This window comes from Providencia sp. PROV_01, from assembly GCF_053098325.1.
In genome coordinates, this window is the sequence record NZ_JBRFKD010000002.1 from 3014513 (window position 1) to 3027970 (window position 13458).

The window sequence follows — 13458 nt, forward strand, 5'->3', positions numbered from 1 at the left end:
CAGCACTGAAATTTGCATTAGCACAAGTGGTCTAAAAATGTAAATTATCGTCTACTAACCTACTGTTTTATAAAAATTATGGAATAAGCTTGAATAAAAAGTGCAGTAATTATGGAGCTTCCGTCAGGGGAGGTAAAAGCAATTGCGAGACGAAATGAATTGGTCAATGATTTGCTCATCACCAATACAGAGGAAACTGAAATGAAAAAATTAAATACAAGCTTATTAGCCTTAGCATTATTAACCGTCGGTTTTACTGCGGCAGCAAATGGTGTGAACCAAAAAATGCCTCGTCAGCACATGGGTAACCATCACAATATGGTATACAGCGTTGCAGAACAAACGACGACACCGAATGAAACTGTAAAAAAACTGGCCAATAGTGCGCCTAAAATTGAAGATGGCAAACGCTATATTGTCAAAGTTACAGTGATGGAAGTCCCTGAATTTAAACCAATGAATACCATGCCAACACCAGAACCAATTGGTGCTCCAACTGCAAAGTAACAGTTAGTATCAATGAGGATTAATGAAGTTATCGGCAAAACCTTTTATATCGATAAGTACAACCAGATAGCTGTTACAAGAAAAAGCCGATATTTTAGTCAGATAATAAAGAGTTCTATATATCCTACGATTGCCTCTGCTTCCCAGAGGCTTTTTTTTAAAAAAAGTTTATCCGAATTGAATCTTTTCCCCTAGTAATAACACCTAATAGCGACTAATCTTAATTCAAGCAGATTGTTAATATCAGCTACCTATTAACACTTTGTTTGACATCCTTTCAATAGAAAATCAGGAGCTTAACATGGGGTATTTTGAATTAAAAAAATCCACTAAAGACGTTGCTCAGCCTTACTATTTCGTTTTAAAAGCAGCAAATCATGAAGTGATTGCTAAAAGTGAAATGTATGCTTCCAAGCAATCTGCGCTAAAAGGGATTGCCTCTGTCCAAAAAAATGGCTCTTCTGAAACAATAAAAGATCTCACTGAGTAAATTTCAGTGACCCCAACTCTCTTCAAGTCGGGGTCACTTTTTTATCTGCTCTAGCTTATATAAGCTATATAAATATGCGCTATTCAGATTAACTCTAATTAGAATAACCTTATTTAGAATAACCTTATTTAGAATAACCTTATTTAGAATAACCTAAGTAACGCAGTCACAATCGCAGCTGACAAAACAATGATAATAAATGGCTTTTTAAACCACGTTAGTACCCCTGCCACCAGCACGCCTACAATTTTAGGCCAATCAGAAATCTCATCACCGGAAAATAATGTCGACGTCGCTGCCACTGAGAATAAAATGACAATGGCTGCTGCTGAAAATAACATTTTACTATTTTCAGAAAGTACCACTCGGCCGCGCAACAAAGCACCTGACGCTCGCATTAAATAAGTACCTGCCGCCAACAACAAAATACCGCTAATAATTAACCATGGGTTATTTGTCATTATTATTTCCTTATATAAATAACCAAGCTCAATAATGCCAGTAATACAGGGATCCCCGCGGGTAATACTGGTGTGGTTGCAACCGCAATAACTGCACCAATAATGGCAGCTAACCGCAGGCGTTTATCCGATAACGCAGGCAATGAAAGCGCTAAAATAATTGCAGGAAACATCGCATCCATCCCATATATATGCGTATCACTAATAAAGCTACCCAAGACTTCACCTATCACGACCCCTATTGGCCAACACAATAGAATACCGATCCCACACAACCAAAAAGCTGCGCGTTTTTCTGATTCAGTTTCTTGTGCTAAACCAAATACAACACTCTCATCGTTCATAATATGGTAGCCCAGTAATGACTTCGCTCCTTTCCCCGTTAATTCGTTAGTTGCAAAACTAAAAGGGATATGTCGTGAATTGACTAACAACCCCGCAAGTGCAGCAGAAAGCGGGCTACCTCCTGCAAAAATAACACCAATAAACAAAAACTCAGACGCCCCTGCGAGCACTAAAATAGATAAAGTAAGTGGTACCCACCAATCAAAACCTTGCGAAAGCGCTAATGCGCCATAAGAAATGCCGACAATTAAGTCAGCAAAACAGACAAGAGCTATATTTTTCACTGTGCTATGATTTAATGTTGAGCTTATTGAAGTTAGCATCCCTAGACCGTTCGATATATAATACATTCGTTCATTATGTCGATAGATAGTATAAAGTGCAATCTAAATAGGAAAATTAACATTGAATCTACCTTCCCCGCCCATTGAGTTGATTTCGAAAGCCCTTAGTCGTGAAAGACAAAAAAGCGGGCTATCCCTATCAGAACTATCTCGCAAAGCCGGTATCGCTAAATCTACACTTTCTCAATTGGAATCTGGTAGCGGTAACCCAAGCATTGAAACTTTATGGGCACTTTGTGTGGCTTTAGACATTCCTTTTGCGCGATTAATTGAAGAAAAACAAGAGGCTGTCACTGTGATCCGTCATGGGGAGGCGATACCGGTCAGCGCTGAACACGCGAACTATTTGGCCTTTTTGCTCTCATCAGCCCCTGCTGATTCGCGACGTGATATTTATACTGTGGTTGCCCAGCCCGGTCGTGACCGTATTTCAGAGCCTCATATGCATGGTGTCAGCGAGCACATCATTATTATGTCCGGCAGAGCGTTAGTCGGCCCATTGGATAACCCTGTTGAGTTACAGGTTGGGGACTATATTCACTACCCCGGAGATGAGCCGCATATAATGCGAGCCTTAGAACCCAATACGATGGCAGTTATGGTGATCGATAAACAGAATTAATCACCTATCTAACCCATTAAATTTTGCGTTATGATAACTTTAGTGAATATTAATTGGAGCCTGCTTTATGTCCTACTATGATGAAATTGTTGAAAAAATAAATCAACTGATTGAAGAAAGCTCAGTTCATAATATGAATGAAATGCTAATGCAGCTATCCCATGATCAGCAAATCAACCAAGAACAACGTTTTGAACAACAACAGCGTTTAAGAGAAGCTATTTTTATTCATCACGACAAATAGCAGCCATACAATAGGCCGCTATTCGCAGTTTTAACCAATCTTAATAGGCAAAATAAATAGGCAGTAGGGCTAGTGGTAACCCCGGTATTGGCAAAATAACTAGCCCTAATAGCATTAACATACTCAATTAAAATTCCTGTTGCTGTAAATAACTCCACGCATATTGCGCATGAAGTTCAGCCCCTGTCGCCATCGTGTCTTCATCAATATTAAAGCAGCCATGATGATGCGCCCATTGAGTGTCTTTTTCGGCATTTCCTGTGCCTAACAAAGCAAAGCACCCTGGGATATTTTCAATGTAGAAGCTGAAGTCTTCACCGCCCGGTGTCGGTCTTTCATTAATCAGAGCTTGTTCACCAAAAGCTTGTGAAATCACTGACTGAGCCAGTAGCGCACTACGCTCCTCATTAATAACAGGCAATGTCCCATAGATATAATCAACATGCGCAGTCGCCCCATAAATAGCCGCTGTATGCTCTGCATAACGACGGATCGCAGCTTCGATACGGTTACGAGTTTCGATATCAAAACAACGTACCGTGCCGTCCAATACTGCATTTTCAGCGATAACATTGAAACGTGTCCCGACATCCATTTTACCTATCGTGACCACGGCTGAGTCTAAAGAAGACGTTTCACGGGAAACAATCGCTTGTAAATTCATGACAAATGCAGAAGCAACAACCGCAGCGTCAATGGTGGCCTCTGGCATAGAACCATGACCACCACGGCCTTTAAAGGTGACTTTTAGTAAATCTGCGGAAGCAAAAGAGCCTCCCACATTACAAGATACTTTTCCTGATGGTGTGGTTGTCCAAATGTGCATACCAAAAACGTTATCCACATTTTCGATTGCGCCTTGTTTGATCATGGCTAATGCGCCTTGAGCAATTTCTTCTGCGGGTTGGAAAATCAAACGCACATTACCGGCTAATTCTTCACGTACTTCATACAACGCTTTAGCTGCGGTTAATAGCATTGCCGTATGCGCATCATGGCCACAAGCATGCATTTTACCTTCAATAGTCGATTTATATTCTAATGAATCGTTCAATTCCAAAACGGGTAATGCGTCTATATCTGCACGCAGAGCAACTGTTTTACCTGGCTTACCGCCTTTAATTTCAGCAATAACACCTGTCGGTTCGGTTAATCGATACGCTATTCCAATTTTGTCTAATTCTTCTGCAATACGTTTTGTAGTACGTATTTCTTCAAACGGTAGTTCAGGGTGAGCGTGTAGATCACGACGAAAAGCAATCATTTCCGGTGTGTGTTTTTTGATTGCCGCTGTAATTGTTTTGTTGATCATTTTTCTACCTTTTTACCCTATTACACAACCAGATGATTTACCTGGTTTATTTATTAATTAGCATTCTATTAATGACTTAACAGTAGCAAACATCACATCTGCACCTCTTGCAATTTGTGCATAATCCGTCCATTCATCTGGATGATGGCTTAACCCATTACGACTTGGCACAAATATCAATCCTGTTTGAGTAATACCTGCAAAAATCATAGTGTCATGCCCTGCGCCACTGACCATTGAACGAAAACGTAAGTTTTGGTCGCTAGCATGTTGTTGCATCAGTTGATGAATATCACTATTGAGCTCCGTTGGCTGAACATATAACGGCTGAACAATATCGCTTGAAATAGCTAATGAATTGCTAACTTGCTCAGTTAACTCAATAACTTGCTCAATAACCTTACGTAACGCAATATCATTTTTGGAACGAATATCAACGCTAAAAGTGACTTCACTTGGGATGACATTAGCCCCATTCGGCAATACCGCTAACCGCCCCACAGTCGCCACCGTATTATCCCCCACTGCCGTTGCTAGCGCAGGGATTTGGCTAATGATTTGGCTAGCGCACACTAATGCATCGGCTCGCATATTCATCGGTGTGGTACCTGCATGGCCTGCTTTACCTGTCAATTTAATTTCTAACTGACTGATGCCTACGATAGTTTCTACGATCCCTACATCTTCATTGGCCTGTTCTAACACTGGGCCTTGTTCGATATGTAGCTCTAAGAACGCTTTGACATTTTTAGGATTAAGAACCGCTTGCGCTGCATTGTCTGCATTGAACCCAGCCGCGGCCATGCGTGCAGCAGCACTCACGCCTTGCCTATCTTTAAGTTGGTATAATTCTTTCGTACCAATCAGGCCGGTTATTACACTCGAAGCCATCAAACCACGACCAAAACTGGTACCTTCTTCTTCAACCAACGCAATCACTTCTAAGGGATATTTCGGTGTTAAATTTTGTTCTCGAATACGCGCCACAACATCCAAACCGGCGACAATTCCCGCAGGACCATCAAATGCCCCACCGTGAGGGACCGAATCAAAATGTGAACCGACTATGACTGCAGGCAAATCCGGTTGCTGGCCTTCTAAGCGCCCATAAATATTGCCGATAGCATCTTCACGAACGTGTAATCCTAAGGCGCGCATTTCTTGTTTTAGATAATCACGCGCTTGTTTATCTTGTTCGCTATAGCTCATCCGCGTAGTACCCTGACCCGGCGTTGCGGTGTATTCTGCCAATTGTTCTAAATGGCGCTGAATTCTTGAAGTACTTGTTTCCATTATTTTTACCCTGCAATTGGAACAATATAAGCCACCATAATACCTGCTAATACGACAGAAACCATGGTCACAGAAATAAAGCCACCAACTAGCATTGGCCCTAACATATGGCCAGTTAATACTTGGCGTTCTTTTTCGTCTTTCGTTAACGCGTTGATCGCTTCATTAGTAATAATGTAGTCAGCTGGAAAGCCATATAACGCAGTTAGCGCAACAGCAAATGCCATTTCTTTGGTGACGCCTAATATTTTACCAACCACCCAAGATGCAAGGTACATCCCAATAACCGCTGCACTAATTAACACCACCATCGGATAAACTAGGCGTAATAACATATCGGGGGTTGCGTGGTTTAATGTATCAAAAATAAACAACATTAAGGCCATAATTGCGAACCCAAAGCCATTAGCTTTTTGTAACGGCTGTCTTTCTAAGAAACCCAATGAAGAAGCAATAACACCAAATAATAAGCACAATACAAATGGGCTAATACTGACATAAGGGGCAGCATAAGATGAGGCCAAATAAGCCAAATAGCCTACCGCAGCTAAGCGTAAGAACTTAAAATAGCTCGTGTTATAGTGATTAGGAATTTTTTTAAACATACGTGGCATTTCATCTTCAGGTACCACCGTTTTAACTTCGACCTCTTTTGCCCCGTCTACCGTTAAGGTTTCTTGCCATTGGCCATTGCGATATTTTTCTAAAACTCGGCGTCCTTCTTTTTTTAGCATCACCGCAGTTAATGGATAACCTGCAAACCCCTGCATGACGTAAATTAAAATTGCGAAAACCGAAAGGTCAACAAGACCTGCCTCCGCAGCACCTTTTGACATAATTAACGAAGAAACAATACCACCAACCAACGGAGGAACTGCAACTAATACCGTATTTAAATCAAATAAAGTTATACCAACAATAAAGGTTAATAAAATGATGCCTAGAATCCCAGCTAAAGAGATAAGAATGGTTTTCCATTGGCGCAATAATTCTTTTAGCGATAATAAGGTCCCCATATTTGTAATTAACAAATACATCAAGGTAACCGCAACCACCTGAGGAATACCCGCAATACTCACAATATCTTTCGGGAAAATAGTCCAATAACCTAAAAGGAAGAGCACTGCACATACAAATACAGATGGGATCCACGCCTTAGTTCTAACGGCTATAGCATCCCCTATATATAATATCCCTACTATCAGAAACAGAGCTAACATCTGTGACATAACTTTTTCCCCGCAATTATCTTTTTTTATTAGATTATTTTTTAGTATTACAAACTATTAATTTTAATTAAGATTGGATTATAAATTTCATTTGGCGCAATAAAACACCAATATAGAGAGTATTTCGCTGCAAACACACGAATTTGCAACAAAATTCATCATAACACCGAAAATTCAGATGTATAGAGAGTAAAACCGGATTTAAACAGCTTGGAATAAAGGGAAGCTATGAATTAAATAGTCAGATATAACATTGAAATGGGACAAGCACCTTAATATTCTCTAAATGCAGGTTTAGAAGCTAATATTTTATGTCATTTAAGTAATTATTTATAAACAAATCGACTATAGTTGTTTTTTTAATCTATGAAATTATATTCTATTGTCCAGCGCTGTATTTTCAATAATTATCGCAATAAGATGAAAAATCACCTTATAAATATGACTCAGATTTCTATTTATAGGAAATATTCTACTTTATTTTATTTTTAAACCGTTTCTCTTTATATTACCTTTGAAAAGGACGATATCCCTTCATGTCCAATTTAGTTTGTCTCAATAATAGAGGTGAATTAAATAAAGAAAAAACCCCATAGATAATTCACTATCTACAGGGCTTGATGATATTAGGTAAAGTAAATTAATGACTGGTTTGTTGTTCAGTCGCCACCTTAGCTGGTTTTATTTTACGATTATTTTCAAAACCGGGTTGTGGCACTTTAATAAAGAATGTCAGTATCCCTGCAAAGATATACAAACCTGTATAGGCCCACACTACACCCACAATATCAAAGAAAGGCAATACTAAACTGGCAATTGCTGGTGCGGCAAAATTACTTAACCCCGCAGAAAGGTTATAAATCGAAACTGCAGCACCTTTATGATGTGGCTCAATACTTGGGAATACCGCAGTCATTGGAACAAAAGCAGCCACAAAGATACCCAATAAAATGGCAGGTATTAATGCGATGGCAAAATTATGACCAAAATAAACGGGTAAGTAGTAAAACATTAAGCTGGATATTGCCATTCCTAAACAACCAAACCATCTGACCTGGCGAACCCAACCAATATGTTCACCAACAATTCCCCAAAAAATATTCGTAAAAATAGTCACAAAGAAGAAAACGGCCCAAATCTGTAACCATTCAGAGATGGTGAACCCTAAGCGGTCAACAAATAATAATGGCATGATAATCGCAAAACCAAACAATGAAATTGTGTTGATAATCCGGATCAGGCTCGCCATAAAGATATCTTTATTCGTGAATAAAATAGTCGCAGCTCGGGATAACTCGGCCATTTTATCTTTCATTGGTAAATTAACTTTAGAGCGATCAACTGGAATATGACGCAGGCTAAAATAAGCAATTGCGCCACCAATAGCGACCCAACCAATTGCCATCCATAATGTTCCCGTTTCCCCCATCATTGGGATTGAAAAGCTAGGTAAATAGCTACCAATGACACCAATTCCGACAGAATACATCGCCCAGAACCAACCGGTAGCGGCAGCAAGATGTGCTCGAGGAATGACTTGCACCAACATCATCATAAATGAATAAATAAACAATGGATAAGCTAATCCACGAATGCCGTAAAATAGTAGCATCAAGGTATAGCTTTTCATGCCCAGACCGAACGCCATAAACAATGCATGCATGACAATCCAGAGAATGAACCCGATCATCATGGCTTTTAGGGGGGTGATAATTTCAGCCACAACACCAGATGCCCACGCCGCAACAGCGGCCATTAAGCCATAGACAGTAAATACCATCGCTGATTGTGCCGGTGTAAACCCTAAATCAGTAATATGTTTTGATAGAAAAGCCATTTCAAAGCCATCACCACTCATAAAAATAGCGATAGCAATAAAACCCCAGAACAAATGCTTAGGTAGACCAAGCCAATACTGCTTCTGTTCCATTGCAGTTTCCTCATTTTAATTTTGTTATTTTAATCAATCGCGAAGAGATAGCTGTGGCGGTGATGTGTAGGGAAACACCGCCACACTCGCCTACTGTGGCAATAATTCCCTTGCTTGTTTTTGCTGTTGGTATAATAAACGGAAAACATCAAGCCGTTGATTTAACCAAGTTTGGTACTGTTTCTGCGGTAAATAGGTACTTAACACCTCTGGTTTTTGGCACACGGTTTCTGTATTACCGCCGTCCGCCAGCCATGCCAAACGAGCCGCACCTAAAGCTCCCGATGAACTCGCTGGGTGGGTCACAATTGGTATATCGATAACATCAGCAATCAGCTGCGCCCAAACAGGACTACGTGCTCCTCCCCCCGTTAAGCTACACCGACTAATTTGCGTTCCTGTTTGCGTTAAAACCTGCATGCCATCCGCCAGGGCGAAGGTCACACCTTCAATCACCGCATAACCAAGCTGAGCACGCGTTGTTTCATTTCTTAACGCAAAAAATGAGCCCATTGCGTAGGGGTCATTATGAGGCGTTCTTTCCCCTGAGAGGTAAGGCAAAAATACAGGCGCTAGCTTCTTCTGGTCATCGGTCAATTTCCCCACTTCCTCCATTAGCTGATTTTCAGTTGTAGAAAGAAGTTGGCAAAGCCACCGTAAACAGTTGGCGGCACTTAACATCACACTCATTTGGTGCCAGCGATTTGGTAATGCATGAGCAAAAGCATGGACACCCTGATGTGGTGCTGCTTGTAGTTGATTATTAACCACAAAAATAACACCAGATGTCCCCAAAGAAATCAGAGCATCGCCATCATTAATTGCGCCAACGCCCACTGCAGAGGCTGCATTGTCCCCCCCTCCACCAGCAATAATCACATCTGCACTTAAACCCCATTGCGAAGCTAAATCGGCCCGTAACACACCACTTTTTTCAGCTCCTTCAACTAAAGCCGGCATTTGTTCACGCGTTAGATTAGTTGCCGCTAATAATTCATCTGACCAATCACGCTTAGCCACATCCAGCCACAATGTGCCTGAAGCATCAGACATATCACTGATAAATTGACCGGTCATTTTCCAACGTAAATAATCTTTAGGAAGCAACACTTTGGCAACTTGTTTGAATATTTCAGGCTCATGACGTGCAACCCACAATAATTTAGGTGCTGTGAAACCTGGCATCACTAAATTAGCGCCAATCGTTAGAAACTCAGGGTGATTTTCCATGAGCCATTCACATTCCTTCGCACTGCGGGTGTCATTCCATAAAATACAGTCGCGAAGTACTTGGTGCTGGCTGTCTAATAATACCGCACCGTGCATTTGGCCCGATAAGCCAATCGCTTTTACTGCCGCCCATGCTTCTGGGGCTTTTTGGCGCAAGGTAGCGGCAACCGCATTGGTGGCTTCCCACCAACTATCTGGCGATTGCTCGGCCCACTGAGAATGTGGCCTTTGTACTGTTAATGCCATATGGCTTGAGGCAACAATTTCACCCTGAGCATTAATTAATACAGCCTTAAGTTCTGAAGTGCCTAAGTCAATTCCGAGGTACATCGCCTTTCTCCTTACAGAGGTTGTTGAGGTGACTTGAGCCAATTTTCAACTTTTTCAACGGTGTTGCTCATCAATTCGTGGAATTCGGTAGCATGAGCAAGTGAACCGAATAGCATTTCACTGGAGACAAATTGCGACAATGCATCACTACTATTCATCATTTTTTGATATAGCTCGACATCCAGCACACCATCCTGATACTCATAAGGTAATTCACCACGAGCCCAACGCTGTAAAAACACGAAAAATAAAGCGGGTAGTACAGCCGTCGCCGCCGGAGTCTGCTGGCGCTGATAGCATTCTTGTAAAGTTGGCGTGATAAAACCCGGAATTTTTGATAAACCATCGGCAGCAACACGTTGATTAGTATCCTGAATATACGGGTTACTAAAGCGCGCGAGTACTACATCACGGTATTGTTCTAAATCAAGGGGGCTTGGTGACAATGACGGGATCACATCCTGCGTCACATAATTCCATGCCATTTGTTTGATAGCAGATTGGCGGGTGCTTTCATCAATAAAGCTCAAACCGATTAAGGTTCCTGCCCAAGCAATGCAACTGTGGCTTGCATTCAGAATACGAATTTTCGCTTCTTCCCACGGTAAAACGGACTCAACCATTTCTACATCGACATTTTCTAATGCAGGACGTCCATTAATAAAGTCATCTTCAATCACCCACTGAATGAATGCTTCTCCCATGATAGGTGCTTTATCATCCCAACCCGTTTGCTGTTTAACACGCTCAGCAACATCTGGTGTTGGGCGAGGCGTGATCCTATCAACCATAGTGTTCGGCGAACGCGTATTTTCTTTCACCCATTGGTATAGCTCAGTTTCACCTTTTAATTGTAGAAACGATAAAAAGCCGTGTCTAAACCGTTCGCCATTGTGGCGCAAATTATCACAGTTTAACAAAGTGACAGGTTCACCATGAGCCGCTAAACGTGCGCGTAAAATTTGTGTTAATGCACCGTATATTGTGCTCATTCTGCCCGTTAAATCGGATTTAATGTCTGGCTGTTCTGCATCTAATTCATGCTGTGGGGTTAAATAATAGCCCGCCTCCGTGACCGTGAAAGCAATAACACGTGTTGCTTTATCACAGCCTTGTTCCACTAATTGGCTTAAATTCTCATCCCAATGTAATACTTTGCGCACTGAAGTAATTTTTTCATAATGACGCTCACCTTCAGGTGAGACTGTTTCAAGGGTATATTCCCCATTTTGCTTGGTTAAGTTATCAAGCAATGCATTCGCATCATTGCGAATATTCCCTAAGGCAATTGACCAACTATCATCCCCTTGTTGAATCAAACGGTGCAAATACCACGCTTGGTGAGCACGATGAAATGACCCAGCACCGATGTGCATCCACACTGATTTCTGCTTTAGCATTGTGACTCCTTAACCTAAAATTAAATAATTGCTATTTTTTTGGGCATATGCCCGTTTGTTATATTTTAGTTTCAATCTGATCACAATTACTGCGATAATGCTCACAGTATTGACTTTTGCCCTTTTAATAAACAATTGCCCAGAATTACAATAAGCGAAACCAGCAGGAGAATGTCCATGCAGAAAGAATTAAAAAAAATGGAACAAGCTGCACGTGCGGCATGGCTATATTTTGTGGCAGGCAAAACACAACAGGAAATTGCACATGAACTTGGGCTATCGAGACAAGTCGCCCAACGCCTTATTTCTCTAGCAAAAGAACAAGGTATGGTTCAGGTGCAAATCACGCACCCTATTACGGAGTGTTTAAGACTCGCTAATGAAATCCAGCAAAAGTATCACCTAACACATTGCTTTGTTGTCCCGTCAGGGCAACTTGATACAGAAGCGACGCTCGATATGATTTCAGTGGCCGGTGCTGAGCTCATGGAACAATTAATCGACCCCGATAAGCCTCAAATTATTGGTATTGGTTCAGGTAGAACATTACGCAGTATTATTGATGCCCTTCCTTACCTAGAAACCTCCCAGCACCAATGTGTTTCATTAATAGGCGCTATTGCCCGTGATAGCTCAGCAACACGCTATGATATTCCATTACGTTTTGCAGAAAAATTACAATGCCGACACTATATTCTACCTGCGCCACTGTACGCCGATAGCCCAGAAGATAAAGCAATGTGGTGCCAACATCGCGTGTATAAGGAAGTCACGGAAAAAGCCCTGAATGCAGATATTACCTTTATTGGTATTGGTGAAGTCGGCAAAGGCTGTCCACTCAATTCCGAAGGTTTTGTCACAGATGAACAATTGGAAATGCTATTAGAAAAAGGGGTAGCCGCGGAGTTATTGGGGCATTTTATCCAAGCTAATGGCGAGCGACTTTCTACAACTTTGGATGACACTCACACCAGTGTACCACTGTTCCCCTCCCCGAATAAGCCTGTGATCGCATTTGCGGGTGGCGCGCACAAAACAAAAGCAATTCAAGCTGTTATGAATGGCAGTTGGGTAACAGGCTTAGTGACCGATGAAGCCACTGCACATCAATTATTAGCAAATAAATAAATTATCCCTGTGTCAGCCAGTTATGGCACAGCATACCGAGTAAGGTAAAAATCAACGCCCCAATTACGTGGATGGCGATGGTACTAATGGCGAAGCCCAATTTACCTTCTTGGATTAGCACCAGCACTTCGAGTGAAAAGGTCGAAAAGGTGGTAAATGCACCACAGAAGCCCGTCACAATGAATAATTTATAGGCAGGACTAATATTTGCATTGGCAAAATACGAAATGGCAAAGCCAATGACAAAGCCACCAAGCAAATTGACCGCGACAGTGCCTAGTGGAATGTTTGGGTAAAGGTGATTGAGTCTTAAGCTAACAAACCATCTTAGCCATCCGCCAAGCACTGAACCAATCGCTATTGCAAATAATGAGGCATACATAGAAACTTCCTTTAATGTTTGGCGGGATAAATGAAAGGAAAGTCTCCCAGTTATACTCGAAGTATGACGAGTATAGATCATTTATGCCCTAAATTAGGGCACATAATACCTACGTACCCTATCTAATCAATAGGTTAACGTAGGCATCATTAGCCCTCTACGGGCGGTTTTGTAAAAAGGAGGAATGCCATCTCCCATATATATTTTAAAA

The 13458-nt window shown here is 41.4% G+C and carries 14 protein-coding genes and 1 riboswitch; of the genes, 5 read left to right on the forward strand and 9 right to left on the reverse strand.

The genetic code is table 11. The features are described 5' to 3' along the window. The first annotated feature begins 201 nt into the window (after nucleotides 1-201). Together ACU696_RS14645 and ACU696_RS14650 are read left to right on the forward strand one after the other, a co-directional pair. Nucleotides 202-507: a hypothetical protein gene (locus tag ACU696_RS14645; RefSeq protein ID WP_164528922.1), complete on the forward strand. Its 306-nt coding sequence runs from the start codon at nucleotides 202-204 to the stop codon at nucleotides 505-507. Nucleotides 508-808: 301 nt separating this feature from the next. Continuing rightward, nucleotides 809-997 carry a YegP family protein gene (locus ACU696_RS14650; protein ID WP_004263611.1) on the forward strand — a complete coding sequence of 63 codons (189 nt, stop codon included), beginning with the start codon at nucleotides 809-811 and terminating at the stop codon, nucleotides 995-997. Between the two features lie 143 nt (nucleotides 998-1140). Here the strand turns inward: ACU696_RS14650 and ACU696_RS14655 are convergent, their stop codons facing one another. Together ACU696_RS14655 and ACU696_RS14660 are read right to left on the reverse strand one after the other, a co-directional pair. Beyond that, entirely contained in the window at nucleotides 1141-1458 is a 318-nt protein-coding gene (locus ACU696_RS14655; protein ID WP_004910308.1) for an AzlD domain-containing protein, read from the reverse strand. A gap of 2 nt (nucleotides 1459-1460) precedes the next feature. Then, nucleotides 1461-2126, reverse strand: coding sequence for an AzlC family ABC transporter permease (locus ACU696_RS14660; RefSeq protein ID WP_117162016.1), 666 nt, complete (start codon nucleotides 2124-2126; stop codon nucleotides 1461-1463). Nucleotides 2127-2208: 82 nt separating this feature from the next. Between ACU696_RS14660 and ACU696_RS14665 the strand changes: the two genes are divergently transcribed. Beyond that, nucleotides 2209-2769 (forward strand): helix-turn-helix domain-containing protein, encoded by a 561-nt coding sequence (locus ACU696_RS14665; protein WP_004910302.1) that lies wholly within the window; start codon nucleotides 2209-2211, stop codon nucleotides 2767-2769. Nucleotides 2770-2836: 67 nt separating this feature from the next. After that, the gene (locus ACU696_RS14670; RefSeq protein ID WP_004910298.1) at nucleotides 2837-3013 is read left to right on the forward strand and encodes a DUF2526 family protein; all 177 of its coding nucleotides are present in this window, start codon (nucleotides 2837-2839) and stop codon (nucleotides 3011-3013) included. A 127-nt stretch (nucleotides 3014-3140) separates the two neighbouring features. On the opposite strand, the gene ACU696_RS14675 is transcribed toward ACU696_RS14670, so the two are convergent. The 6 genes from ACU696_RS14675 to dalD form a co-directional block, all read right to left on the reverse strand. Next, complete coding sequence (locus ACU696_RS14675) at nucleotides 3141-4325, reverse strand: amidohydrolase (RefSeq protein ID WP_004910295.1); 1185 nt, start codon at nucleotides 4323-4325, stop codon at nucleotides 3141-3143. A 57-nt stretch (nucleotides 4326-4382) separates the two neighbouring features. After that, nucleotides 4383-5618 carry a Zn-dependent hydrolase gene (locus ACU696_RS14680; RefSeq protein WP_109911235.1) on the reverse strand — a complete coding sequence of 412 codons (1236 nt, stop codon included), beginning with the start codon at nucleotides 5616-5618 and terminating at the stop codon, nucleotides 4383-4385. Nucleotides 5619-5623: 5 nt separating this feature from the next. Then, on the reverse strand, nucleotides 5624-6847 hold the full coding sequence (locus tag ACU696_RS14685; protein WP_109911234.1) for a hypothetical protein: 1224 nt from the start codon (nucleotides 6845-6847) through the stop codon (nucleotides 5624-5626). Between the two features lie 640 nt (nucleotides 6848-7487). Beyond that, a complete protein-coding gene (locus tag ACU696_RS14690) occupies nucleotides 7488-8777 on the reverse strand; it encodes an MFS transporter (protein ID WP_004910288.1) in 1290 nt (429 codons plus the stop codon). Nucleotides 8778-8867: 90 nt separating this feature from the next. Next, nucleotides 8868-10337: a xylulokinase gene (gene xylB / locus ACU696_RS14695; RefSeq protein ID WP_115167400.1), complete on the reverse strand. Its 1470-nt coding sequence runs from the start codon at nucleotides 10335-10337 to the stop codon at nucleotides 8868-8870. A gap of 11 nt (nucleotides 10338-10348) precedes the next feature. Then, nucleotides 10349-11737 carry a D-arabinitol 4-dehydrogenase gene (dalD, locus tag ACU696_RS14700; protein ID WP_209101381.1) on the reverse strand — a complete coding sequence of 463 codons (1389 nt, stop codon included), beginning with the start codon at nucleotides 11735-11737 and terminating at the stop codon, nucleotides 10349-10351. A 177-nt stretch (nucleotides 11738-11914) separates the two neighbouring features. Here dalD and ACU696_RS14705 point away from each other — a divergent pair, with 177 nt between their 5' ends. Continuing rightward, a complete protein-coding gene (locus ACU696_RS14705; RefSeq protein WP_004910281.1) occupies nucleotides 11915-12865 on the forward strand; it encodes a sugar-binding transcriptional regulator in 951 nt (316 codons plus the stop codon). 1 nt (nucleotide 12866) lies between these two features. Here ACU696_RS14705 and crcB read toward each other — a convergent pair whose 3' ends face one another. After that, nucleotides 12867-13247: a fluoride efflux transporter CrcB gene (gene crcB / locus ACU696_RS14710; protein ID WP_004910278.1), complete on the reverse strand. Its 381-nt coding sequence runs from the start codon at nucleotides 13245-13247 to the stop codon at nucleotides 12867-12869. Nucleotides 13248-13380: 133 nt separating this feature from the next. Further along, nucleotides 13381-13451: riboswitch (Fluoride riboswitch) on the reverse strand. Nucleotides 13452-13458: the final 7 nt, after the last annotated feature.